Origin of the sequence: Streptomyces sp. NPDC026589, from assembly GCF_040638385.1 — a bacterium.
GTDB lineage: Bacteria > Actinomycetota > Actinomycetes > Streptomycetales > Streptomycetaceae > Streptomyces.
In genome coordinates this window covers 53,712-77,549 of sequence record NZ_JBEZYG010000007.1, presented here as the reverse complement: position 1 = coordinate 77,549, position 23,838 = coordinate 53,712, and the positions used below count along the sequence as shown (strand labels likewise).

Annotated in this window: 17 protein-coding genes and 1 pseudogene; 11 read left to right on the top strand and 7 right to left on the bottom strand. The window is 69.8% G+C overall.

Features of this window, described 5'->3' with window-relative positions:
• Positions 1 to 56 precede the first annotated feature (56 nt).
• Positions 57 to 2,093, bottom strand: coding sequence for a caspase family protein (locus AB0F29_RS13995; RefSeq protein WP_361871307.1), 2,037 nt, complete (start codon positions 2,091 to 2,093; stop codon positions 57 to 59).
• Positions 2,094 to 2,295: 202 nt separating this feature from the next.
• Between AB0F29_RS13995 and AB0F29_RS13990 the strand changes: the two genes are divergently transcribed.
• The 7 genes and pseudogenes from AB0F29_RS13990 to AB0F29_RS13960 all read left to right on the top strand — a co-directional run bounded on the left by AB0F29_RS13990 (position 2,296) and on the right by AB0F29_RS13960 (position 9,126).
• A complete protein-coding gene (locus tag AB0F29_RS13990; protein WP_361871305.1) occupies positions 2,296 to 2,763 on the top strand; it encodes a hypothetical protein in 468 nt (155 codons plus the stop codon).
• A 59-nt stretch (positions 2,764 to 2,822) separates the two neighbouring features.
• Positions 2,823 to 4,601 carry a hypothetical protein gene (locus AB0F29_RS13985; protein ID WP_361871302.1) on the top strand — a complete coding sequence of 593 codons (1,779 nt, stop codon included), beginning with the start codon at positions 2,823 to 2,825 and terminating at the stop codon, positions 4,599 to 4,601.
• A complete protein-coding gene (locus AB0F29_RS13980; protein WP_361871299.1) occupies positions 4,598 to 4,906 on the top strand; it encodes a hypothetical protein in 309 nt (102 codons plus the stop codon). Before AB0F29_RS13985 ends, AB0F29_RS13980 begins: the two co-directional genes overlap by 4 nt.
• Positions 4,903 to 5,478 (top strand): hypothetical protein, encoded by a 576-nt coding sequence (locus AB0F29_RS13975; RefSeq protein WP_361871296.1) that lies wholly within the window; start codon positions 4,903 to 4,905, stop codon positions 5,476 to 5,478. Before AB0F29_RS13980 ends, AB0F29_RS13975 begins: the two co-directional genes overlap by 4 nt.
• A 55-nt stretch (positions 5,479 to 5,533) precedes the next feature.
• A complete protein-coding gene (locus AB0F29_RS13970; protein WP_361871293.1) occupies positions 5,534 to 7,099 on the top strand; it encodes an AAA family ATPase in 1,566 nt (521 codons plus the stop codon).
• Between the two features lie 51 nt (positions 7,100 to 7,150).
• A pseudogene (locus tag AB0F29_RS13965) lies at positions 7,151 to 7,537 on the top strand (hypothetical protein); the annotation flags it as partial.
• A 359-nt stretch (positions 7,538 to 7,896) separates the two neighbouring features.
• Entirely contained in the window at positions 7,897 to 9,126 is a 1,230-nt protein-coding gene (locus AB0F29_RS13960) for a restriction endonuclease (protein ID WP_361871290.1), read from the top strand.
• A 208-nt stretch (positions 9,127 to 9,334) separates the two neighbouring features.
• On the opposite strand, the gene AB0F29_RS13955 is transcribed toward AB0F29_RS13960, so the two are convergent.
• The 4 genes from AB0F29_RS13955 to AB0F29_RS13940 form a co-directional block, all read right to left on the bottom strand.
• The gene (locus AB0F29_RS13955; protein ID WP_361871287.1) at positions 9,335 to 9,925 is read right to left on the bottom strand and encodes a hypothetical protein; all 591 of its coding nucleotides are present in this window, start codon (positions 9,923 to 9,925) and stop codon (positions 9,335 to 9,337) included.
• A complete protein-coding gene (locus tag AB0F29_RS13950) occupies positions 9,900 to 10,922 on the bottom strand; it encodes a reverse transcriptase domain-containing protein (RefSeq protein ID WP_361871284.1) in 1,023 nt (340 codons plus the stop codon). The genes AB0F29_RS13955 and AB0F29_RS13950 overlap by 26 nt, the downstream gene beginning before the upstream one ends.
• Before the next feature lie 363 nt (positions 10,923 to 11,285).
• Positions 11,286 to 12,815: a UDP-N-acetylglucosamine 1-carboxyvinyltransferase gene (locus tag AB0F29_RS13945; protein WP_361871281.1), complete on the bottom strand. Its 1,530-nt coding sequence runs from the start codon at positions 12,813 to 12,815 to the stop codon at positions 11,286 to 11,288.
• A 220-nt stretch (positions 12,816 to 13,035) separates the two neighbouring features.
• Complete coding sequence (locus AB0F29_RS13940) at positions 13,036 to 13,488, bottom strand: RidA family protein (RefSeq protein WP_361871279.1); 453 nt, start codon at positions 13,486 to 13,488, stop codon at positions 13,036 to 13,038.
• Between the two features lie 242 nt (positions 13,489 to 13,730).
• Here AB0F29_RS13940 and AB0F29_RS13935 point away from each other — a divergent pair, with 242 nt between their 5' ends.
• The 3 genes from AB0F29_RS13935 (at position 13,731) to acnA (ending at position 18,236) form a co-directional block, all read left to right on the top strand.
• Positions 13,731 to 14,165, top strand: coding sequence for a VOC family protein (locus AB0F29_RS13935; RefSeq protein ID WP_361871276.1), 435 nt, complete (start codon positions 13,731 to 13,733; stop codon positions 14,163 to 14,165).
• Between the two features lie 67 nt (positions 14,166 to 14,232).
• Complete coding sequence (locus AB0F29_RS13930; protein ID WP_361871273.1) at positions 14,233 to 15,135, top strand: aminoglycoside phosphotransferase family protein; 903 nt, start codon at positions 14,233 to 14,235, stop codon at positions 15,133 to 15,135.
• 386 nt (positions 15,136 to 15,521) lie between these two features.
• Complete coding sequence (gene acnA / locus AB0F29_RS13925) at positions 15,522 to 18,236, top strand: aconitate hydratase AcnA (RefSeq protein ID WP_361871271.1); 2,715 nt, start codon at positions 15,522 to 15,524, stop codon at positions 18,234 to 18,236.
• 91 nt (positions 18,237 to 18,327) lie between these two features.
• On the opposite strand, the gene AB0F29_RS13920 is transcribed toward acnA, so the two are convergent.
• The gene (locus AB0F29_RS13920; protein WP_361871269.1) at positions 18,328 to 18,927 is read right to left on the bottom strand and encodes a hypothetical protein; all 600 of its coding nucleotides are present in this window, start codon (positions 18,925 to 18,927) and stop codon (positions 18,328 to 18,330) included.
• Between the two features lie 97 nt (positions 18,928 to 19,024).
• On the opposite strand from AB0F29_RS13920, the gene AB0F29_RS13915 reads away from it, so the two are divergent.
• Complete coding sequence (locus tag AB0F29_RS13915; RefSeq protein ID WP_361871266.1) at positions 19,025 to 19,642, top strand: histidine phosphatase family protein; 618 nt, start codon at positions 19,025 to 19,027, stop codon at positions 19,640 to 19,642.
• A gap of 133 nt (positions 19,643 to 19,775) precedes the next feature.
• Here AB0F29_RS13915 and AB0F29_RS13910 read toward each other — a convergent pair whose 3' ends face one another.
• Entirely contained in the window at positions 19,776 to 23,660 is a 3,885-nt protein-coding gene (locus AB0F29_RS13910; RefSeq protein WP_361871263.1) for a GH92 family glycosyl hydrolase, read from the bottom strand.
• Positions 23,661 to 23,838: the final 178 nt, after the last annotated feature.

Below are 23,838 nucleotides of genomic sequence, written 5' to 3'. Positions count from 1 at the left end.
CCCCGTGTCCGCGCCCCCGTGTCCTCACCCCTGTGTCCGCGCCCCCGTGCCTCGGCTCAGCGTCCGGACGCCGTGGGCACGACCGTACGCAGGGCCAAGGTGCGGGTGGACCAGTCACCGGCCCATGGCCGGTGGGCCGGCCCGGCGTCGCGATGTGTCCGCGCGGGAGCGGCCAGCCGCAGTACGCCGTCGGCCGCGGCCGGGTCGAGGCGGTTGCGCGTGGCCCCCGGAACCAGCGGCTCCAACTGGAACGGCACGGTGTTGAACTCGTTCTCCGCGACGATCAGTTTGAGCCAGTCGCGTACGTAGGCTCCCGGCCGTACGGGCCGCCCCGGAGGCAGGCTGAGCCGTACCGGACTCCCTCTCAGCGCGTAGCCGGTGCGGCCGGCGCCGATGAAGTCCGGTTCGTAGAGCCCGAGGCCCGCTCCGTGGCTGTCGGTGAGATCGAGCAGCACGCACCACAGCGGTAGACGCGAGCGGTTGTGGATGCGGATCTGGACGAGGGGTTCGTGCCAGTCCCCGGGCCCTCCTCCGTACCGGAAGACCTGTTCGGCGGTCCCGTACGGCGCCGTGCCTGCCTCGACGGGTGTGCCGTCGAGGCCGCAGACCTCGACGTGTACCCGGCCCTCCAGGGGGGAGCGTGGGTTGCGCAGGCCGTGCAGCTGGTACCAGCGGGTCAGATGGATCAGGGAGTCGACGACGGCGTACGCGTCGGCCCGGTCCGCCAGCGGGAGGCCGGAGACCACGACGCCGCCGTCCCGGCGGGTCACCTGGGCGCGGCCGTCCCGGACCACCACGCGGAAGCGGATCAGCGGCTCGGGGTGCCGTCGGCCCGGCCCGGGGCCGGCGTGGAGCAGCGGTGTGGGGCCGCCCCCGGGACCGGCGGTGGCGAGCGCCGAGAGCAGCCACGCCTCCGCTCGCGGGTCGTGCGTCGCGTCGACCAGGAGCCGGGCGGGCGGCAGCGCGAGGGTGGCCAGGGCGACGGGATAGACGCGGGTCGGGTCCGGCGCCCAGTCGGCCGGTGTGACGAGCGTCCGGTCCGGCCGCACCTCCCGTACCCGCACCAACCGGGTGCCGGATTCCGGCCCCTCGACGGCCGTCCCGCCGGAGGTCACCACGAAGGAGGCCGTGTCCTCGCCCGTCGGGCGGCCGTCCGCCCGGGAGCTCAGCCCGTGCAGGCTTCCGTGGTCGACCTCCCAGCCGTCCCTGCCGTGGCGCAGGAGCTGCGGGCTGGGCGCGCGGGCGGCGCCGCCGAGGAACGGCCGGTCGGCGAGACCGCCCGACTCGTGCGGGATCAGTACGGGGTCCTGGCCGTGCCGCAGGATCTGTACGCCGCAGTGCGCGGCCGAGAGGATCTCCCGCGAGGTGGCGGTGGGCCCGGCCGCCGTGAGCGCTTCGAGCAGCGCGTAACTGAACATGCCGTGCCGGCGGCCGCCGAGGTCGTGCTCGTACACGAGCTGTTCGACGGTGCCGGCGGCCAGCGTCACATGCCCGCTGCCGTACGGAAGGGAGCCGGCGGCCGACGCGAGCGCCCTGGCGGACGGGTCGGGCAGCCGCCAGCCGGGGTCCGGTGGCAGATAGCGGGCGGTGGGTCCATCCTCGTCGTCGCGGGTCGTCCCGCCCGAGAAGCAGCAGTCCATGACGGCGGTGGTGTGCGCGCCGCGCGCGGCGACGGACTCCAGCAGCGGACCCAGTTCGACATCGGCCAGCGGGCCGTCCGCACAGACGATGGCCTGGCAGTCGCCGGTGCCCTCCTTCATCAGCTCCTCGGCGCTGCGGGCGGCGAACCGCGTGCCGTGACCGGAGAACCAGAACAGTGCGCTGTCCCCGGCGACCGCCCGGCCGAGGTGCTCGGTGATGCCCTCCCCGACCGCCGCGGCGGTGGCCTCCCGGTCGCGGAGCACACGCAGGGAGAGCGGTCCGTCGACGCGGCTCTCCAGCCAGGCGCGGGCTGCGGCGATGTCGTTCAGGCAGCCGCGCAGCGGATGCGAAGCGACGCTCGGGCAGTATTCGTTGATCCCCACGAGGAGTGCGTGGACGGTCCCCGTCCTGGGGGCCCGCGCTCTCCTCGGGTTCGGCTCGTCGTCTTCCATGCCCGGATTCTGGCAGCGGGACCAGGTGCCGGATGGGGCAACTCCGGTGTATTACAGGGCCAGTTCCGGTGGAGAACCGGGCATCTGAAGAAGTTAGCCCATCAATCCGCAATTCCCATCCCATGATTGACACTTCATCACTACGCTCACTCTTCCTGTGACATGCACCACAGCATGTCGTGCTCATGCGTGCGGGGGATCCATGGGAGACATCGAGCGGCCACGCCGTCTGGTGCGGCCCGCCACGGCCACCGGTGCCGTACGGCCCGCCGTCGGCGCCGGGCGGGCATCCGCACGGCCGGGTCCGACCGCCGGACTCCTGGGTGCGAGGCCCCCGTTCCTTCTGGAAGCCCTGCGCCGCATGGACGCCCGGCTCGCCGACGAAGAGCTCCGCGACACGGCCGCGTGGCTGCGTGAGCAGTACACCGCCTCGTACGGCACGGCACCGGTCGGCTATGTCGCCCAGTGCTTCCTGGGCCCCCCGTACGTGGACCATCTGCTCGGCACCGACGGCCGCATCCTGGAGCACTACGCGCCCGCCGACCCGATGCCGGACCCCTTCTCGGCGGCCCGGATGCTGGCCCGCTCCGGCGCCTACGCCTTCATCGAGGTGTACGAGGGCGGGCTGATCCTGCCGGTCCTCGCCGACGGCGGCGTCGTACGTCCCTGAATCGCCCCTCCCCCCACCGCACCACCCAGACGAGCTGCGAGACCGAAGAGGAGGCAGGGATGACGGAGATCGACCGCCAACTGCACCACAAAGTGGAACAAGTCAGCAGTCATGTGCTCAGGCTCACGGAGAACCTGATCGCGGTGTCCGACCAGGTATCCGCCGTCGACACCGCCCAGAAGCAGACGCAGGACAGCCTGGCGGAGCTCGTCGCGGAGTTCCGGACCTTCGTCCGCGTTGCGGAACTGACCGCCAACGTGCAGAGCGCCGAGACCCAGATCCTCTCGGTCGAGGAGCGGCTGGAGCGGGAGTACGGCCACCTCAAGCGGGTACGGCGGACCGCTGTCGGCATCCTCCAGGCTTTCGACGTGGGCCTCGCCTCGCAGGAGACCGTCCAGCAGATCAGCGAAGAGCTGATGATCGAGAGCCCCCGCTACTGGCTCGCACCCGCCCTCGTGGCCCTGGCCGCTTGGCCCCGCGACGATCGTGCCCTCTGCGAGAAGGCCGTCGAGGAGGCGTTCAGGCGCTCACCGGCCCGTACGTCCCTGCTGTTCGCGCTGATCCTGCGCCGTCAGGGCCGTACCGACGCCGCGGTCCGCTGGCTGCACCACTATCTGCGCGCACAGGACCCGAACTCCCTGGGGCGGGAGTTCGCGGTGATCCTCGAATGCATCTCCCAGGGAGCCTTCGGCCCGGCCGCACGCGAGGTGATGAAGGCGACGCTCGCCACCTGGCGCGAGACGCTGATGACCGACGACGAGGCCCAGCACGCGCAGGTACGCCGCTGGCGGGCGGAGATCGACGGACTGCGGGGTCCGGCCTCCCAGGAGTTCCCCCGGCTGGCCGAGTGCTCCCCCCAGTGGCCGGCGCTCGACGCGGCACTCCGCGCCGCAGGCGCCCACCAGGAACTGCTGGACGCCTACGCGGCGACTACGGAGCCGGAGGCGCGCATATCCGACCGGTTGGAGGACACCGTCGACGACATCCTTGACCAGCTGGTCAAGGAATACGACAGCGAAGAGCTGCCTCATCACCGGCAGTTGGCGCTCCACCGGGCAGTGGTCGCGGCGGGTGGAGACCGGGAGGCGGCCCAGCGTGCCGCGGACGCCGACGCGCCGTCGTACGAGGAGCGGTCGGACTACCTGACCGTGCAGACCACGGCGGCTCTGAACCCCGAGTCCATCGGCGCCTCGGCAGCCACCCAACGGCTCTCCGTGGCCGCCTGCGCCCCGTGGCTCGCCGAAGCGCACGCCGGATTCAGCCGTGACTACCGGGCCGCGGTCCCGTCCGAGGTGCAACTCGTCATCGGTGTTCCCGACGGGATCGCCCTCGGGGGCAAGAAGTTCTGGATGCCGGCGTGGAAGGGCTCCTTCGCCACGGACGTCGACGCGCTGGAGCGGTCCCTCACCAGCCACTGGGAGCGCCGGATCGAGCCGTTCGTGGAGAGCCTGTCCTATCCGCTCAGGAACCAGTTGCTCCTGCTGGGCGGCACGGTCTTCGGGATCTTCCTGCTTCTGGTGGGCGCCAGCACCGGCTTCGCCGTGCTCCTGGCCCTCCTCGTCGGCGGAGCGTGGGGCGTCCTGCTCCTCCGGCGCCATGACGCCGCAGCCTCCACACAGGAGGACGCCCGCACCGTCCTGTGGACGCACCAACAGAAGGCGCTGGACCAGCTGCACGGGTCCGCCGCCGAACTGGCCGACTGGCAGCAGCGCTACCGGGACGCCGACGCCGTGGAGCCCGCCGCCCGCACCCTCATTGCCTCACTGGCGACCGGGGCGACGGCGAACGCGCCCTTCGAGGGGCGCGTCGTGACCGACACCGAAGGACGGACAGCATGAGCTCCGAGCGACCTGACCTGCCGCCGGTCCCCGGAGAGCCGCCGCGGCCCTGGGCGAGGACGCCGGCCCCCGCGGAGGGTTTCACGGCCACGGCCGTCCCGGCCATGCCGGTCGGCACGCCGATGGCAGGGGTGCTCCCCGCCCGGCCGCAGCCCCTGCTCCCAGCCGCTCCCTGGGCGTCCGGTGCCGGAGCCGGAAGCAAGCCCGCCACGGACAGAATGCGGCGCATCGCCCAGGACCTTCCCGCCTGGGAGCCGCTGCCGCCGGGCGAGATGACCGTACGGCGCCCCGGGACGGGCACGTGAGCGGGCTCTGGGCCGGGGGCGGGAGCTACCAGGCGTGGGTGGACCACCTGGAGACCTGGGCCGCCGGCACCACCACGACCGCCGGCTCCGCGTCCGCCCTCCCCGACCTTCCCGTGGAGCGGCTGCCCGCCGACGCCTGGCAGCGGCTGTACGTCCGGATCGGCGACGCTGTCAGCAGGCGGTTCCAGAGTTGGGCCGACGGGCTGGTCACGGCACTCGCCGCAGCTCCCGACGAGTTCTCCGCCGGGCGCGCCCTGGCTCAGGCGCGCGAAGGACTGCGAGAGATCCGCGCGACGGTGTCGCACCCGGGACTGCCGGAGGAGGTGCGGGAGAAGCTGCTGGCGTCGGTGGACGCACAGATCCGTCGGCTCCAGGGCGAGATCGACGCGCAGACGGATGCCGCGGCGCCCGGCTCCTCGGCCCCCTCGTGGGCCGAGGCCCGGCGCCGCACCGTGCGCGACAACCGCCTGACCCGTGTGCTCGACGAGGCCCCGGCCGCCGTCGCGCAGCGCCCCGCGGCCGACTGGTCCTACGACCCGGCAACCACCCGGCGCCGCGTCATCCTGGACTGACGGCGCCGCCGAGCCACCGGACTCCGAACGACGACCCCCGAGAGCGAAGGCACCCATGGCGAACTACGGCGACAGCCGCCATGATCTGGAGAGCTACCTCACCGCACGCGTCCCGGTCATCGGAGTGCGCACCATCGAACAGCGGCGGGCCATCCGCCTGGTGAAGGAAGTCGCCGAGCATCCCAAGCGCACTGCCCAGCCCTTCTGGATCTACACACGGGCGACGGGCCTGCGTGATCTGCGGACCAACAGCACGGTCCTCGACGACCGTTCGCTGACGGGCGCGATGGACTTCATGGCGGCGCAGTTCGGCGCCCGGCAGCTGGCCACCGTGGTTCTGGTCGACCCTGACGGCCTGGAGTCCGACACCCCCTTCACACGCCATGTGGCCGAACTGGCGCGCCTCGCCGACTCCAACGCGGGCAGCATCGTGCTCATCACCGACAACCCGATCTGGAGCGGACTCCAGCGGCTCGGCATGAGCCTCCAGCTCGATCTTCCCGATCCGGCCGAAATGTACGCGATCATCAGCGACTTCCTGACCGATCACCGCGGTGTCGTCCCAATCGCGTGGACGGCGGACGACGCCCGGCGAGCCTCGGAGTTCCTCCAGGGAGTGACCGAGGGGGAGGCGGTCAACCTGATGGCGACGGTCGTCGCCAAGGGGTCCGTCGAACCGGACGACGTCATGGTCCTGGCCCGTTCGAAGGACCGGATCTTCAGCGACCTCGCCGGTCTGGAGCGGCTCAGCCTCAAGGCGTCGGACTACTCCGTCGGCGGCCTCTCCAGCCTGCGCACCTGGCTGACACGCAAGCACCGCCTGATGCATGCGGACCTGCGCGGCACCGGCCTTCGTCCACCCCGCGGCGTGCTGCTGGTGGGCGTCCCCGGCTGCGGCAAGTCCCTGTCGGCCAAGGCCGTCTCCCAGCAGTGGCAACTCCCTCTCTACCGGCTCGACATGGCCAGCATCCACGGCAAGTACCTGGGTGAGTCGGAGAGCCGGATGCGAGAGGCGCTCGCCACGGCGGACCGGGTGGCGCCCTGCATCCTGTGGATCGACGAGATCGAGAAGGGTCTGGCCGGCGGCAACGACCAGACCGGCGTACCTCAGCGCGTGCTCGGCCAGTTCCTCTTCTGGCTCCAGGAATCGGAATCCAGGGCCTTCGTCGTCGCCACGGCCAACGATGTCCGGAGCCTGCCACCGGAACTGCTGCGCAAGGGCCGGTTCGACGAGCTGTTCTTCGTGGATCTGCCGGACGAGAAGGACCGCAAGGAGATCATCGAGCTCTACTACCGCCGCTACGTGAAGGCCGAACCGGACGCGGACCAGGTGGCACGGCTGGTGGACATCTCCGAGGGCTTCGCGGGGGCCGACATCGAATCAGCCCTGCACGACGTGGGCGCCGAGGTACTGCTGAACGGCGGAGCCGAGGCTCTCCACCCGTCGTTCGTCCTCCAGACCTTCGCCAACACGACCCCCCTCAGCCGTACCAACCCGGAACAGGTCGAGGACATCAGAGCCTGGGGCCGCGAACGCGCGGTCCCGGCCGGCCGCCAGCCGGCCACGACGTCCCCTTCCGGGAATGTGCCGTCGCGCAGGGTGGTGTTCCTGGGGGAGTGACCCGAGGGGTGGCGGACACCCGCACCCGCACCGCCGTGACCGCCAGACGTCGCCCACCTCGAACTGGCCTCCCTGGCAATCGCGCTGAAGCGGCGGGTGGTTGTCCTCCAGGCCGTCGAGCACGCGCAGAGCAACGACGGCAATCCGTTCGAGAACTTCACCCGCGAACTCAGGCGCGATCAGCAGCGCCTCGATGAAATGGAGTCGAGCATCGCCGGTGTCCTGGTGCGCCTGTCGGCACTTGAGCTGGCCCGCCCGAGCGGCTTGCGGGCGCCCGTCTTCACGACCGGTGAAGTGGATCGCCTCATGAGCGCGACGCACCGGATTCACCAGCTGGGCCGTGGCGTCACCGTCAACAGCCGGCCGACAGACGTGGCGATTGAGATTGCTCGCGACAAGGACGGCTCGGTGGTCGTGTTCCCCGCATTGCCGGCGTAGACGTATCGGTGTGTTCGGCATCGCGCACAGGGCGCACCCGTCCCAAGACGCCGATCAGCAGCGGCGGGCAGCCGGACCGGGACCGTGGTGGGTGGCGCGCAGAGTGTTGAAGGCGCTGTCGTGGTCGAAGGCTGCCTCGATCCCACACGCGCAGGATGGTGGTCGCCCAGGGCAGGCGGGCCAGGACCTCCCTGGGACTTCAGGAGAAGCAGCCAGAGGCCGACATACCCGGTGTCGATCGGGTTGGGGTCGAGAGCTGGCCTGAGCATTCGACGCATTCATGGTGCACTCCGCACCGGGAGCAAGCTTTCGCCCCGGAACCCTCGGCTTTCACGCCTGAGTTGATGCAAGATGGCCTGGTGTCAAATCTCCGCAGCGACCCTCGTACCTCCGCTGCTGTCCGCGGCAGCGGCTGGGTAGCCAACTCACCACAGGCCGAGCAGTTGCTGACGCATCTGGCGCCCGGTGAGCGGGTCGAGTCGCTCTTCACCACTCTCCGGTTCCACGGCGCGCTGACCGGTCATCGTCTCCTCCTGTGGCGGGGCACCTTCAAGGTGGAACACATGGAACTGCGCCGTCCCCTCACCGTCCTGGGGAGTGGGAGTCAGTCGCGGTTCGGCGAGGCGGTCGTGCTCGACGGCCCAGAGGGGGTGATGGAGCTCAAGCCCCTTTCGCCGGTGCCGGCCCGTGCTTTGATCGACGCCGGTCGGCCTGGTGATGACGACGGCCCGGGCACTCCTCCGTACCTCGCGCAGGGCGACAGCGACGCCTCCGGGATCCCCCGAGCACACCCGGGGAATCCCGGCCGGGCATCCACACCTCCGCAAGCGAAGGAATGCACCGGCTCACAGGAGAGGGTGTTCCGCGCGAGAGCCATCCGCACGTGGCAGGACGCCGAGCTCGCCGCCGTCGACCACATGCGCAGTATCGGCTTCGCCGAGGCGCAGGTGACAGGTTCCGGCGCGGACGGGGGTATCGACGTGATCGCCCACGATGCCATCGCGCAGGTGAAGCACTATGCCCAGCCGATCGGTGTCGGTCCCATCCGAGAACTGCGGGGGGTGGCGGAGGCGCACCACCACCTGCTGTTCTACGCGTCCGGCGGCTATACGGCCAGTGCCCTGGAGTTTGCGCACGAGAGGGGGGTCGCGCTGTTCTCCATCCTGGAGCTCGGCCACATCACTCCAGTCAACCCGGCAGCGTCTCGGCTGTCTGCTCGCCAGGACCGGACCGCCGGATGGAGCCGGACGACGCCCAGCTGGAGTCACGTGGACTCCGGGCGCGGGCAGTCCCCGAACTCGCGCGCGATCCAGCGCGCCGCTGAGCTGGAGGCCCAGCGCCAGACCGTGCGCCGCCTGATCACTGGCGTCCGTGCGCAGACGGGTGTGGTTCACGCGCTGCCGTCCAACCGGTATACCAAGGACCGCATCAAGACACTGAAAGCAGCGCACAAACTGACGGAGCGAGCGGAAAGCCTCCTGGCCAAGTCGGAGGCGGACTTCCAGACCCACGGCGGCCGGAAGCGACTCATCGCCATGGCCGACGAGAGGACCCGCGAAGCTGCCCTGAAGCTGGGGATGCGTGTCTGAGGGCACAGCAGGCAGGAGGTTCTGTCGCTCTCATGGTCCGTCAGGGGCCCGGCAGCGAGACCGTTCCTGATGCGGAGCTTGAGTCCCACCGGGAATGGAGGCTCTGCTGCCGCGGCAGATCCGGGGCTACCGGCGGCGAGTGGACGGTTGGTCCGACGTCCGAGACCGAACTCGCAGAGGTTCGACGCATCCAGGGTGGGCAACCTGATCACTTCTTCGATTTCTGGAGCCTGGTGGCAGGGACGCGTTTCCTCCCCATCTCGATGATCTGGCCGGCGGCCTTGAACGTGAGGTTGAGGGCGACGCTGTCGGGGACCTGCTGGTCGGGGCCGAGGTGTCCGGTGATGTAGTCGCCCATCTGGACATCCGGGCCCAGCCGCCTGAGGACCATGTAGGCGATGGACTCGGCCTCGACCTCGTCGCGGGCATGGGCAATGGCGCGTTCCTCGTCCGAGCAGGGCCGCAACCGACGGTCGGGCCAGGTCTCCCCAGGACCTGCGCCGAGGTGTGCGCAGAACAGGTGCCCGAGCTCGTGGGCCAGCGTGGCGTACCGGTCCAGCAGGGGCAGATTCCGGTTGACCTCGATCTCGAACAGCGTCGGGTACGTCTCCGGCCGATCCCCGGGCCTGCTGCCAGAACGCCCGACGAAACCGCCGGACCTGCTCGGGTACGTGCGCCCGCAGGAGGAGGCCGCGTGGTCGACCAAGGTCAGCCGGATTCCCAGGGGCGCCAGGTTCGACTCCGTGTGGTGCCAGAGCTCAGCGACTTCCTTCTCACCGGCCCGCGATGACACCGACACACGGGAGGTGACCTCCTTGGGCAGGGCCCGGGCTCCCGGCAGGGCTTCTGTGTCCCCGACGTCGTACACGAGCATGTAGGGCCCCCGGGGCTGGAAGATCAACAGCGGTTGGGCGCCGGGTCTGAGTACCCGCCGGTACTTCGATTCCCACTCCGAGGAGGACAGGACGTAACGCGCGCCCGGCCTCTGGATGTGGACCACCATCGCATTGAACGGGGCGTACCGTTTGAAGCGTCCTACGAACTCGAGTATCTGCACGTAGTCGGCGGACGAGCGATAGCGCTGGGCGCCTCGGACGAGATCGTCGATCGACGTCGATCGACGCCTTGGCCAGGTCCGCCTGAGAGACTTCGACCTCCTCGTGCCAAGGAAGATCCAGCCCGTACTGCGCGATCACCGGTTCTTCGTGCTCCAGCGGAATTTCACGGAGCCGCTTCCAGGTCGCGAGCTGTTCTCCGGCCCAGCCGGGTTCGACCATGTGCGCGAAGGACAGCAGCCCGGTGACATGAGCGTCCAGCTCGGCCAGATCTCCGAACTTCTGATGATGGCAATGCTGCACGACACCGAACGACGCGGCTCCTCGCACATGCATGGTGATGCGGCGCTTGTACGCGCGCGTCAGGCGAGGAGTGGGGCCGTCGACGACGATGCCCAGTACGCTCCGGCGAGCACCGGGGCGAGCCACATAGGTCTTCTTCGCGTTGAGTCTCATGTCCAGCGGTTCCATGGCCCTCTTCACCTCGGCGACGAGACGGTCCACGCGGTCGTGGGGCACGGGACCACGGCTGGAGAAGTACATGTCGTCGCTGTAGCGGGTGTAGCGCAACCTCAAGGACTCCGCCCGGTGCGAGACGACCTCGTCGACGTCGCGCATGACGATGTTCGACAGATACCCACTGGTGGGAGCGCCCTGCGGCAGGAAGCCCTCGCGGGTGTGCTTGTGGACCAGGGCGGGCCGGCGGACGGAGAGGTGCTGCCCGGTGGTCTCCAGGTACATGTCGCGGTGCCCGGTGCCACGGTTCGTCCAGGTCCGGTTCGACGCAGTGGGTGGGGGAAGCATTCCCACCGGTCGGAGAGAGCGGCGACGAGCAGCAGGACACGTCCGTCGGTGCGGTCGGCGTGACACGACCGATATCGGACGTCGCGAGGCCACTTCGGCGACAACCCCCGTGAAGGCTGATGGGCACTCAGACTTCTTTGACGTACCGTCACCCATTCAAGATCATCTTGCACGTGCGTTGCACAAGGCGCTGAGAGACAACTGTGATCGGTGGAGGGCTGTGAACGTATATATCCGCAGTTCAACTGGCATGTTGCGGTGTTGTGCCCCTTGCCCCCAAGGGGCACAACACCCCACCCGTCAGATGTCCCGGAAGATCTCGATCTGCGCGCCCACCGAGTTGAGCCGCTCAGCCAGTTCCTCGTAACCGCGGTTGATCACATAGACGTTGCGGAGTACGGAGGTGCCCTCCGCCGCCATCATCGCCAGCAGCACCACCACGGCGGGCCGCAGGGCGGGCGGGCACATCATCTCGGCGGCGCGCCAGCGGGTCGGGCCCTCGACCAGGACCCGGTGGGGGTCGAGGAGTTGGAGGCGGCCGCCGAGGCGGTTGAGGTCGGTGAGGTAGATCGCGCGGTTGTCGTAGACCCAGTCGTGGATCAGGGTCTGGCCGTGCGCGGCGGCGGCGATCGCCGCGAAGAACGGGACGTTGTCGATGTTGAGGCCGGGGAACGGCATCGGGTGGATCTTGTCGATCGGGGCCTCCAGCTTGGAGGGCCGCACCGTCAGGTCCACCAGGCGGGTGCGCGCGTTGTCGGCGGCGTACTCCGGGGTGCGGTCGCAGTCGACGCCCATCTCCTCCAGGACCGCGAGTTCGATCTCCAGGAACTCGATCGGCACCCGGCGGATGGTGAGTTCGGACTCGGTCACCACCGCGGCGGCCAGCAGGCTCATCGCCTCGACCGGGTCCTCGGAGGGGGAGTAGTCCACGTCCACGTCGATCTGCGGGACCCCGTGCACGGTGAGCGTCGTCGTGCCGACGCCGTCGACCCGTACGCCCAGCGCCTCCAGGAAGAAGCACAGGTCCTGGACCATGTAGTTGGAGGAGGCGTTGCGGATGACGGTCGTGCCGTCGTGGCGGGCGGCCGCCAGCAGGGCGTTCTCGGTCACGGTGTCGCCGCGCTCGGTCAGCACGATGGGCCGGTCCGGGGAGACGGACCGGTCGACCTGTGCGTGGTACAGCCCCTCCGTGGCGGCGATCTCCAGGCCGAACCGGCGCAGCGCGATCATGTGCGGCTCGATCGTGCGGGTGCCGAGGTCGCAGCCGCCCGCGTACGGCAGGGTGAACTGCTCCGTGCGGTGCAGCAGCGGACCCAGGAACATGATGATCGAGCGGGTGCGGCGCGCGGCGTCGGCGTCGATCGCCTCCAGGTCCAGCTGCGCCGGCGGCACGATCTCCAGGTCCACGCCGTCGTTGACCCAGCGGGTGCGGACCCCGACGGAGTTGAGCACCTCCAGGAGCCGGAACACCTCCTCGATCCGGGCCACCCGGCGCAGGACCGTCCGCCCCTTGTTGAGCAGCGAGGCGCACAGCAGCGCGACGCAGGCGTTCTTGCTGGTCTTGACGTCGATGGCCCCGGAGAGCCGGCGTCCGCCGACGACCCGCAGATGCATGGGCCCGGCGTAACCGATCGACACGATCTCGCTGTCGAGGGCTTCACCGATGCGGGCGATCATCTCAAGGCTGATGTTCTGGTTGCCGCGCTCAATGCGGTTGACGGCGCTCTGGCTGGTAGCGAGCGCCTCGGCCAGCTGGGTCTGTGTCCAGCCCCGGTGCTGACGGGCGTCACGGATGAGCTTGCCGATGCGTACGAGGTAGTCGTCTGACATGACGGCAGGTTATCTCAGATATGAGATGAGGCTGCTGTGGGGGTGTGCCGTTCGAGTGACGGGTGTGCACCGGCTCCGCGTGAGCGGCCTCCTCCCACAGTGGCCCCTTCCGGAGTGAAGGGCGCGGCCGACGCGTCCGTACGAGTTGCGTGGCCCATGCCCGTCGCCGCGCCCCCGCCACCCGCCTCGGCGTGCGGGGGCGCGGCGGTTCACACCGTCATTACGCCGACGGGGGGCCGGCCGGGCTGTCGGGCGTCGGGGCGTCGAGGACGGCGGCCACGGCTTCGATCTCGACGAGCTGGTCCGCGTAGCCGAGCACGGTGACGCCCATCAGGGTGCTGGGCACGTCGTGGTCGCCGAAGGAGTCCCGGACCACCTCCCAGGCGGCCACGAGATCCTCCTGCCGGGCCGACGCCACGAGGACCCGCGTGCTGATGACGTCCTCGACCGAAGCGCCCGCGTCGGCGAGCGCCGTCCGCAGGTTCTCCACGGCCTTCGCCGCCTGGCCCGCGTAGTCGCCCACGGCCACGGTCTCGCCGTGCTCGTCGAGCGGACAGGAGCCGGCTAGGAAGATCAGCCGGGCCTCGGCGGGTGCGGTGGCCGCATAGGCGTACTCGGCCACGTCGGAGAGGGAACGGGAACGGATCAGTGAAACGGCGCTGGTGCGGGTCACGATGGGTGCGTCTCCTGGTGCTGGGGGTCGGCCCTGGAGTACGCCATCCTTTCAGCGTGTTCCGCGTCCCGCTTCCTCATTTTTCTTCCCAGCCGAACGCAGGCCCCGCGCCGCCCACTTGGGCTGAGCACCTGGCGAAGGGCGTCAGCGGCTCGGCGGCCCGCCGGCGGTGACTCGTCCCGCGACTCCCGCGGCGGCGAAATACGGAGGCTCGGCGAACGGCGCGCCGTTAGGGTGGCCCGATGGCTCCGATCAGGCAGGTACAGATCACCTTCGACTGCGCGTCGCCCTCGCGCGTCGCGTATTTCTGGTGCGAGGTGTTGGGGTACGTCGTTCCGCCGCCGCCGGAGGGGTTCGCCACGTGGGGCGATTACGACCTCTCGCTGCCGTCCGAGCAGCGGGACGCGGGCTTCGCCTGCCAGGACCCCTCGGGTGTGGGCCCTCGGCTGTACTTCCAGCGCGTTCCCGAAGGCAAGGCCGTCAAGAACCGGGTGCATCTCGACGTGCGGGTCGGCACCGGGCTCGTGGGTGAGGAGCGCCTCGCCGCGCTGGAGGCCGAGTGCGCGCGGCTGATCCCGCTCGGTGCGGTGCGCGGAGAGCTGCTGCTCGCCGACGAGGAGAACGAGTCCTGCCTCAACATGCAGGACATCGAGGGCAACGAGTTCTGTCTCGACTGACAACCCCAGGCTCTGTGCGCGGGGCCCGGCCCGTCCGGCGGGCCCCGCCGCACTACCGTGGCTCCGCATGACCGACTTCGAGATCGAGATCACGGCGGACCTGGTCCGCGGCCTGCTCCAGGAGCAGCATCCGGACCTCGCGCGGCTGGCTGTCCGCGAGGTCGAGGGCGGATGGGACAACCAGCAGTGGCGCCTCGGGGACGAGCTGGCCGTCCGCATGCCGCGTACGGAACGCGCCCCGGATCTTCAGCTCAAGGAGCGCCGTTGGCTGCCGGTCCTGGCTCCGCGCCTGCCGCTGCCCGTCCCGAACCCCGTGCGGGCGGGCGAACCGTCCGTACGCTTCCCGAAGCCCTGGACGGTCATGACGTGGGTTCCCGGTGAGCCGCTGGACCGCACCTCGATCAGCCGCGGCGACCATGCGGCCGGTGCTCTGGCGGACTTTCTCCGGGCCCTTCACGTGGAGGCGCCCGTCGACGCGCCGGCCGGTTCGGACCGCGGTGGTCATCCCCGTGCGCACACGGAGGGATTCGACCACTTCTTCCACGCCGTCGTCCCCGACGGCATCGCCGACGAGGTCCGCGCCGTCTGGGACGATGCCGTCGCGGCCCCGGAGTGGGAGGGGCCGCCGGTATGGGTGCACGGTGATCTCCACCCCGCGAACGTCGTCGTGTCGGACGGGACGCTCTCGGGCGTGATCGACTTCGGTGACCTGTTCGCCGGCGACCCGGCGTGGGACCTCGCCGCCGCGTGGGTCGTCCTCCCCGCGGGCGCCGCCTCACGGTTCTTCGACGCGTACGAGCGTGCGGACGAGGCGATGATCCGGCGCGCCCGCGGGCTGGCCGCCATGAAAAGCCTGGTGCTCCTGCTCATGGGGCGGAACGGGGACCAGGGGCTTCCCGGAGGCAAGCCGACCTGGGGGCCCGCAGGCCGGACGGCACTCGACCGCGTTCTGCGTACGGGCGTGGTCTGAGTACCGCGTTCTGCGTACGGGCGTGGCCCGAGTGCCCCGTTCCGCGTAGGTGTGTGGGCCGGGCGCCCTGTCCGGCCGCACGGGCGTGGTGTGGGCGAGGTGCTCAGCCGGTCGCGGTGAGCTGCCGTGCGAAGCGGCGTACGGCATCGGTGAAGGCGTCCGGCGGTGCGGTGGGGGCACCTGGGCATGACCGAGCGGCGGCTATGTACTAGAGTTATCTCGACATCGAGATATCTGCCGGGGCGCACCGAAGCCGCCGCCCGGTAAGGGTTACCTAACTAATCCTTACCTTAGCGGATGGTCGGAGCAGTAGACGGCAAAACGCGGCGCCGACTGCCAATGAGGCGCGGCGCGGAGATACGCGCACATTGAAGAAGGAGACTGTCGTGTCGGCGAACAGCTTCGACGCCCGCAGCACGCTGCGCGTGGGCGACGAGTCGTACGAGATCTTCAAGCTGGACAAGGTAGAGGGCTCCGCGCGCCTCCCGTACAGCCTGAAGGTCCTGCTGGAGAACCTGCTCCGTACCGAGGACGGCGCGAACATCACCGCCGATCACATCCGGGCCATCGGTGGCTGGGACTCCCAGGCGCAGCCCAGCCAGGAGATCCAGTTCACGCCGGCCCGCGTGATCATGCAGGACTTCACCGGCGTGCCGTGTGTCGTGGACCTCGCCACCATGCGTGAGGCAGTCAAGGAGCTCGGCGGGGACCCGGCGAAGATCAACCCGCTGGCCCCGGCCGAGCTGGTCATCGACCACTCCGTCATCGCCGACAAGTTCGGCACCAACGAGGCGTTCGCCCAGAACGTCGAGCTGGAGTACGGCCGCAACAAGGAGCGCTACCAGTTCCTGCGCTGGGGCCAGACCGCCTTCGACGAGTTCAAGGTCGTCCCCCCGGGCACCGGCATCGTCCACCAGGTGAACATCGAGCACTTGGCCCGCACCGTCATGGTCCGGGGCGGCCAGGCGTACCCCGACACCCTCGTCGGCACCGACTCGCACACCACCATGGTCAACGGCCTCGGTGTGCTGGGCTGGGGCGTCGGCGGCATCGAGGCCGAGGCCGCGATGCTCGGCCAGCCGGTCTCCATGCTCATCCCGCGCGTCGTCGGCTTCAAGCTGACCGGCGAGCTTCCGGCCGGCACCACCGCCACCGACCTCGTGCTGACCATCACCGAGATGCTCCGCAAGCACGGCGTCGTCGGCAAGTTCGTCGAGTTCTACGGTGAGGGCGTCGCCGCCACCTCGCTCGCCAACCGCGCCACCATCGGCAACATGTCGCCGGAGTTCGGCTCCACCGCCGCGATCTTCCCGATCGACGACGAGACGCTGAAGTACCTCCGCCTGACCGGCCGCGACGAGCAGCAGGTCGCCCTCGTCGAGGCGTACGCCAAGGAGCAGGGCCTCTGGCTGGACCCGGCCGCCGAGCCGGACTTCTCCGAGAAGCTGGAGCTCGACCTCTCCACGGTCGTCCCCTCCATCGCCGGCCCGAAGCGCCCGCAGGACCGCATCGTCCTCGCGAACGCCAAGGAGCAGTTCGCCCGCGACGTCCGCAACTACGTCGCCGACGACGAGGAGGCGGGCAAGGAGTCCTTCCCGGCCTCCGACTCCCCGGCCTCCTCCAACGGCGTCCCGTCGAAGCCGACCACGGTCACGGCCCCCGACGGCTCGACGTACGAGATCGACCACGGCGCCGTCACCGTCGCCGCGATCACCTCCTGCACCAACACCTCGAACCCCTACGTCATGGTCGCCGCCGCGCTCGTGGCGAAGAAGGCGGTCGAGAAGGGCCTGACCCGCAAGCCGTGGGTCAAGACCACCCTCGCCCCGGGCTCGAAGGTCGTCACCGACTACTTCGACAAGGCGGGTCTGACCCCGTACCTCGACAAGGTCGGCTTCAACCTCGTCGGCTACGGCTGCACCACCTGCATCGGCAACTCCGGCCCGCTGCCGGACGAGGTCTCCAAGGCGGTCAACGAGAACGACCTCGCGGTCACCTCGGTGCTCTCCGGCAACCGTAACTTCGAGGGCCGGATCAACCCCGACGTCAAGATGAACTACCTGGCGTCCCCGCCGCTGGTCGTCGCGTACGCCATCGCCGGGTCGATGAAGGTCGACATCACCAAGGACGCCCTCGGCGTCGACCAGGACGGCAAGCCGGTCTACCTGACCGACATCTGGCCCTCCGAGGCCGAGGTCAACGACGTCGTGGCGAACGCCATCGGCGAGGACATGTTCAACAAGTCCTACCAGGACGTCTTCGCGGGCGACGCCCAGTGGCAGGCGCTGTCGATCCCGACCGGCAACACCTTCGAGTGGGACTCCGAGTCCACCTACGTGCGCAAGCCCCCGTACTTCGAGGGCATGACGATGGAGACGACCCCGGTCGAGGACATCACCGGCGCCCGGGTGCTCGCCAAGCTCGGCGACTCGGTCACCACCGACCACATCTCCCCGGCCGGCGCCATCAAGGCCGACACCCCGGCCGGCAAGTACCTCACCGAGCACGGCATCGAGCGTCGTGACTTCAACTCCTACGGCTCGCGCCGCGGTAACCACGAGGTCATGATCCGCGGCACGTTCGCCAACATCCGCCTGCGCAACCAGATCGCGCCGGGCACCGAGGGCGGCTACACCCGCGACTTCACCCAGGGTGACGGCCCGGTGTCGTTCATCTACGACGCCTCGCAGAACTACCAGGCCGCCGGCACCCCCCTCGCGATCCTCGCGGGCAAGGAGTACGGCTCCGGCTCGTCCCGCGACTGGGCCGCCAAGGGCACCGCGCTCCTCGGCGTCAAGGCGGTCATCGCCGAGTCCTACGAGCGCATCCACCGCTCGAACCTCATCGGCATGGGCGTCCTCCCGCTCCAGTTCCCCGAGGGCCAGACCGCCGAGACCCTCGGCCTCACCGGCGAGGAGACCTTCTCCTTCACCGGCGTCACCGAGCTGAACAACGGCACCACCCCGCGCACGGTCAAGGTCACCACCGACACCGGTGTGGAGTTCGACGGCGTCGTGCGCATCGACACCCCCGGCGAGGCGGACTACTACCGCAACGGCGGCATCCTGCAGTACGTGCTCCGCAGCCTGATCCGCAAGTAAGCGGGCCGGACCGAGCAGGAAGGGCCGCATCCCGGGTCACCCCGGGGTGCGGCCCTCGCGCCGTTTCCGAGCCCGCTGCCCGAGGCCTCCCTCAGCCGTCCGTCGGCACCCGCATGAGGTCGACGAGCCGGCAGGTCGCGCCGCGCGGCACCTCGCCGAGGCCGTTCACCTCCTCCACGACGCTCTTGCCCGGCCCGAGGTCAACCACTCCGGTGACGCCCTCTGCGACCTTCGTGCCGTTTTTGTCGAGGAACTCGACCCCTATGTGGTAGCTCGCCGTCGTGGACGAGCCGTTCACGACCTTCACCTTCGCCGACTGCCATCCGATCTGCGGATCGCGCCTGCACGCGGTGATCGTGACGTCCTCCTTCACGTCCGGCTCGGTCACGGTGGGCTCCGGCGCGGGTTCCACCGGCCCCTCGTCGTACGGTTCGGAGTAGGGCGCGTCCGACCGCTCGGGCGGCAGCGCGATGGAGTCCGAGACCGAGTCCATCAACGCGTAGACGAGCGCCACCATCACCCCCGCCAGGACCAGCCCGCCGCCCACGGCGAGCGTCACGATCAGCCCCGTACGCCGCTTGCCCGGCGGCGCCGCGGGGGCCGCCCACGGCGAAAGCGGTGCCGCACCCGCCGGAGCATGGTGCTCCGGCTGCGGCTGTTCGGGCGGCGGAGGCGGGAAGTAGTCGGACATGCGGTCCCCCCACGGGAAATGGATCAGGTGAGGGACTTACGGTACGGGGCCCCACCCGCACCACCGGCACCACCTGTACAGAAAGCGAACGGACCCCATGGGCGAGCTGATCCTCATCCGGCACGGCGAGACCGAGTGGTCCCGTTCCGGACAGCACACGAGCTACACCGACCTCCCGCTCACCGATGTCGGGGAACGCCAGGCCCGCGCGCTCGTCCCGCTGCTGGCCGACCGGAACATCGGGCTCACCCTCGTCAGCCCGCTGATCCGGGCCCGCCGCACCGCCGAACTGGCCGGACTCCCCGACCCCCGGGTCACCCCCGAGCTGCGGGAGTGGGACTACGGCGGCTACGAGGGCATCACCACCCTGGCGATCCGCCGCACCCGGCCCTTCTGGAACCTGTGGACCGACGGCGTCGATCCCGGCTCCGAGGAGCACCCCGGCGAGAGCCCCGCCCAGATCGGAGAGCGGGCCGACCAGGTCCTCGCGGGCGTCCGGTCCGCCGCCGACGGAATCGGGAGCGCGGACATCGCGCTCGTCGCGCACTCGCACTTCCTGCGCGTCCTCACCGCCCGCTACCTCGGCCTGACCCCGGCCGAGGGACGGCTCTTCCAGCTCGCCACCGGCGCCCTCTCCCGGCTCGGCACCGAACACGGCCGGCCGGTCGTCGCCGCGCTCAACGTGGCCCTGCCGGAAAGCCTCCAGCCGCGCTGAGCCTCGCGGCTGCCCGAGGAGTCTCCAGCCGCGCTGAACCCCGCGCCGCCCGAACGACTCCGACAGGCATGAACGCCGACGGCCGGCACCCCGCCCTCGGGGGTACCGGCCGCCGACGCCCGTCGCGTACGGGTCAGGAGAGCAGCTCCACCTCCGCGAGCGTCGCCGAACCCGTCAGCACCAGCCGGTACGCGGTGTACGAGCCCGGCTCGTCCACCGAGAACACCCGGGTCTGCTTGTCCCAGGCGAACGACTGGCCCGAGCGGCGGTCGACGTCCGTCCACTTCTCGCCGTCCGTCGACCCCTGGAGCGTCCAGCCCTCCGGCGCCTTGTCGGCCGCCGCCGAGGTCAGCGTGTACTGGACGCCCTTCGTCGCCGAGGGCACCGGCAGCTCCACCGACTCCACCGTCGCCGAGGTGGCGGAGGTGTCGTCGAAGAGCGCGCCGTCGCCCTTCAGCGCGTCGCCCTTGGGCGCCGGGACCTTGTCGTCCTTCTGGACGGAGACCGGGGCCGCGTCCTCGCCCGTGCCCCACGCCGACGGCTTCGGGCCCATGTCGAACTCCAGCGTGCCGCCCTTGGCCAGGACGTCGTGGGGGAGCGCCGTGGAGGTCCACTTCTTGCCGTTGACCTTCACGCCCTGCACGTAGATGTTCTCGTCGCTGTTCTTCGGGGCCTTCACGGTCAGCTTGCGGCCGTTGTCCATGCGGACGGTCACCTTCTTGAAGAGCGGCGAGCCGATCGCGTACTCCCCGCTGCCCATCACCAGCGGGTAGAAGCCGAGCGAGGAGAAGAGGAACCAGGCCGACTGCTCGCCGTTGTCCTCGTCGCCGTGGATGCCCTGCCCGATCTCGCTGCCGACGTACAGCCGGCCCAGCACCTCGCGGACCTTCTCCTGCGTCTTGTACGGCTGCGAGGCCGCGTTGTACATGTACGTGGCGTGGTGGGCGACCTGGTTGCTGTGCCCGTACTGGCCCATCCGCACGTCACGCGCCTCGGTCATCTCATGGATGACGCCGCCGTAGCTGCCGACGAACTCCGGGCCCGCCGTCTCCGGGGTGGAGAAGTACGTGTCCAGCTTCTTGCCGAGACCGTCGCGGCCGCCGTACAGGTTGGCCAGGCCCCGGCTGTCCTGCGGGGCGGTGAAGGCGTAGCCCCAGCCGTTGGTCTCGGTGTAGTCGTAGCCCCAGACGCGGGGGTCGTACTCACCGGAAGGCAGCCGCCAGTCGCCGTTCGGCTTCTTGCCCTGGAAGAACCCGGCCTTGTCGTCGAAGAGCTTGACGTACTTCTGGGCCCGGTTCATGAAGTACTCGGACTCTTCCTTGTACCGCGCCTTCTTCGTCTTCTTGTACAGCTCCTGGCCCATGCGGGCGATGCCGTAGTCGTTGACGTAGCCCTCCAGCGACCAGGACAGGCCCTCGTGGGTCTCGGTGTCCGCGTAGCCGGTGAAGACCGAGGTCTGAAGGCCCTTGCGGCCGACGCCCGAGGACGGCGGGGCCACGGTGGCGTTCTTGAGCGCCGCGTCGTACGCCGCCTCGGCGTCGAACTTCACGCCCTTGACGTACGCGTCGGCGAACGCCACGTCCGAGCTGGTGCCGGTCATCAGGTCCGCGTAGCCGGGGGAGGACCAGCGAGAGGTCCAGCCGCCGTCCTTGTAGTGCTGGACGAAACCGTCCACCAGCTTGCCGGCCTTCTTCGGGGAGAAGAAGGAGTAGGCGGGCCAGGTGGTGCGGTAGGTGTCCCAGAAGCCGTTGTTGACGTACACCTCGCCGTCGACGATCTTCGCGCCGGTCCGTGTCGGGGTGTTCTCGCCGACCGCCTTGGAGAAGGGGCTGGCGTACCTGGTCTTCCCCTTCACCTTCTCGTGGCCGGAGTTCGGGTAGAGGTAGAGCCGGTACAGGCTGGAGTAGAGGGTCGTGAGCTGGTCCGCGTTGGCGCCCTCGACCTCTACCGTCCGCAGGATGTCGTCCCAGGCCCCCTGGGCCTTGCGTTGCACCCGGTCGAAGGAGGTGGACTCCGGGATCTCCATGGCCAGGTTCTGCTTCGCCTGGTCGACGCCGATCAGCGAGGTGGCCAGCCGCAGGTTGACCGTGCGGTCCTTGCCCGCGTCGAAGCGGAAGAACCCGGTGACGTCGTCGCCCCCGCCGCCCTTCAGCTTGCCGCTGTCGGTGACCGGCGCGTCGAAGACGCCGTAGACGAACATCCGGGTCGCGCCCGTGGACAGGCCGCTCTTGACGTCCGAGTAGCCGGAGAACGATCTGGTCTTCGGGTCGAGGGTGATGCCGCCGTCGTTCGTGACGTTGTCGAAGACCAGGCTCGCGTCCTTGCCGGGGTAGGTGAACCGCATCCGGGCCGCGTGGTCGGTCGGCGTCATCTCGGCCTTGAGGCCGTTCTCGAACGTGACGCCGTAGTAGTGCGGCTTCGCCGTCTCGTTCTCGTGCCGGAACGGCAGCGCGCGGGCCGTCCGGGACGCGTCCGGTGTGCCGCTCGCGGCCGACGGCATCAGCTGGAAGGTCTGCCGGTCGCCCATCCAGGGGCTCGGCTCGTGGCTGGCGGCGAAGGCCTGGAGCGTGGGGAGGTTGTCCGCGTTGTTGCCGCGGTGGTAGTCGTACAGCCAGCTGGTGGTGCCCGCGTTGGTGACCGGCGTCCAGAAGTTGAAGCCGTGCGGGACGGCCGTGGCCGGAATGTTGTTGCCACGCGAGAAGCCGCCGCTGGAGTTGGTGCCGCGGGTGGTCAGCGCGTAGTCCGACAGATGCGCCTTGCGCTTCTCGGGCTTCTTCGGGGCGATCGTGATGTCGTCGATCCAGCCCTGGAACTTCGCCTTCCCCTTGGGGGAGTCGTACGCCACCAGGATCCGGTCGACCGTCTTGCCCGCGGCGACCGTGCCGAGGCGGGCGGCGACCTTGTTCCACTGGTTGACGTAGAGGCGCTTGGCGTCCGCCTGGCCCTGCGGGGTGAGCAGCCCGCCGTGGCTGTCGGTGGCCTTCAGCTCGCTCAGGTACGTGCCGTCGGTGAAGGCCAGGTCCACCGCGACGTGCGTGGCGGGATAGTTCAGGTCCGTCTCGCCCATCTGCGGGTAGACCAGGTAGGACAGTTCGGTGTCCTTGGTGACGGCCGTGTTCACGTCGAAGATCTTGTTGTACGAGTAGGCGCGTCCTTCGGGCGTGTGGGTGCCCGCGTAACGCAGTGCCTTCTTTCCGGTGAATCCCGCGCCGGACTTCGCGGTGGGGGAGCCGGAGGGGCCGCGGTCGGGCTGGCTGCGCATCTCGTCGGGCACCGGCGCGGAGGTGTCACCGTTCGAGAACTGAACGTCGGCGAGCTGAAGCGCGTCCGAAGCGCCGTTGTTCGCGGTGATCTCCAGGCGGAAGTGCCGGTAGGCGGTGTCGCCCGCGAAGTCGTAACTCTTCGTCTCGTGCCGCTTGGCGAATCGCTCGCCGGTGCGGGTGTCGAGGCCGGTCCACTCCTTGCCGTCCACCGAGCCCTTGAGCGTCCAGTCCTTCGGGTCGCGCTCGGCGTGGTCGTTGGCCGAGGTGAGGGCGTACGTCACGACCTTGACGGGTTCGTCCAGGTCGAACTCGACCCAGCCGGTGGGCTTGAACGCCAGCCACTTGGAGCCCGGCTCGACGTCGACGAGGTTCTCCTTGACCTCCCCGCCGGCGGTGTTCTCGGCGCTCGCGCGAAGCTCCGTCACCCGGTCGGTGACATTGCCCGGTATGCCGGAGGAGAAGCCCCCGTCGACGCCCGAGGAGCGCTTCTCGCCGTCGGGGCCCTCCTCGACGGTGCCGCGCCAGTCCGGCTGCCTCTCGTCCGCCTCGAACGAGGTGCTGAAGGTGCGGTCGCCGGACGGCTTCCGGTCCGGCGAGGAGGGCTGGGCGGTGGCGACCGCGGGGGCGATCACCACCAGGGCGAGGGAGGCCGCCAGGGCGGCTGCTGTGGGGGTCCGTCTCCGGCGGTGAGCCGGGCGGGGGACCGCGTGAGAGGCCTTGTCTGATCCGTGATCGATGCCGCGTGGTGGCTGCATGCCGAGCCGTTCCTCCCCGGGAAAATGCATGGACAACGTTGTCATAGCGGGATGCAAGGTCCAGTAGGGATCCCAGGGGCGGGACGTGTCAAGGGTGTTGCCGGGAGGCCCCTCGGCGAATCGGCCGGTATGGGGAAAAAGTCTCCGCGGGAAGAGGGCGCGGGGTGCCGAGGTGTCC

Excerpts from the sequence above, each read along its gene's own strand:
- AB0F29_RS13995 (WP_361871307.1), bottom strand. The coding sequence starts at position 2,093 with ATGGAAGACGACGAGCCGAACCCGAGGAGAGCGCGGGCCCCCAGGACG.
- AB0F29_RS13990 (WP_361871305.1), top strand. The coding sequence starts at position 2,296 with ATGGGAGACATCGAGCGGCCACGCCGTCTGGTGCGGCCCGCCACGGCC.
- AB0F29_RS13985 (WP_361871302.1), top strand. The coding sequence starts at position 2,823 with ATGACGGAGATCGACCGCCAACTGCACCACAAAGTGGAACAAGTCAGC.
- AB0F29_RS13980 (WP_361871299.1), top strand. The coding sequence starts at position 4,598 with ATGAGCTCCGAGCGACCTGACCTGCCGCCGGTCCCCGGAGAGCCGCCG.
- AB0F29_RS13970 (WP_361871293.1), top strand. The coding sequence starts at position 5,534 with ATGGCGAACTACGGCGACAGCCGCCATGATCTGGAGAGCTACCTCACC.
- AB0F29_RS13950 (WP_361871284.1), bottom strand. The coding sequence starts at position 10,922 with ATGTACCTGGAGACCACCGGGCAGCACCTCTCCGTCCGCCGGCCCGCC.
- AB0F29_RS13945 (WP_361871281.1), bottom strand. The coding sequence starts at position 12,815 with ATGTCAGACGACTACCTCGTACGCATCGGCAAGCTCATCCGTGACGCC.
- AB0F29_RS13935 (WP_361871276.1), top strand. The coding sequence starts at position 13,731 with ATGGCTCCGATCAGGCAGGTACAGATCACCTTCGACTGCGCGTCGCCC.
- AB0F29_RS13930 (WP_361871273.1), top strand. The coding sequence starts at position 14,233 with ATGACCGACTTCGAGATCGAGATCACGGCGGACCTGGTCCGCGGCCTG.
- AB0F29_RS13920 (WP_361871269.1), bottom strand. The coding sequence starts at position 18,927 with ATGTCCGACTACTTCCCGCCTCCGCCGCCCGAACAGCCGCAGCCGGAG.
- AB0F29_RS13915 (WP_361871266.1), top strand. The coding sequence starts at position 19,025 with ATGGGCGAGCTGATCCTCATCCGGCACGGCGAGACCGAGTGGTCCCGT.
- AB0F29_RS13910 (WP_361871263.1), bottom strand. The coding sequence starts at position 23,660 with ATGCAGCCACCACGCGGCATCGATCACGGATCAGACAAGGCCTCTCAC.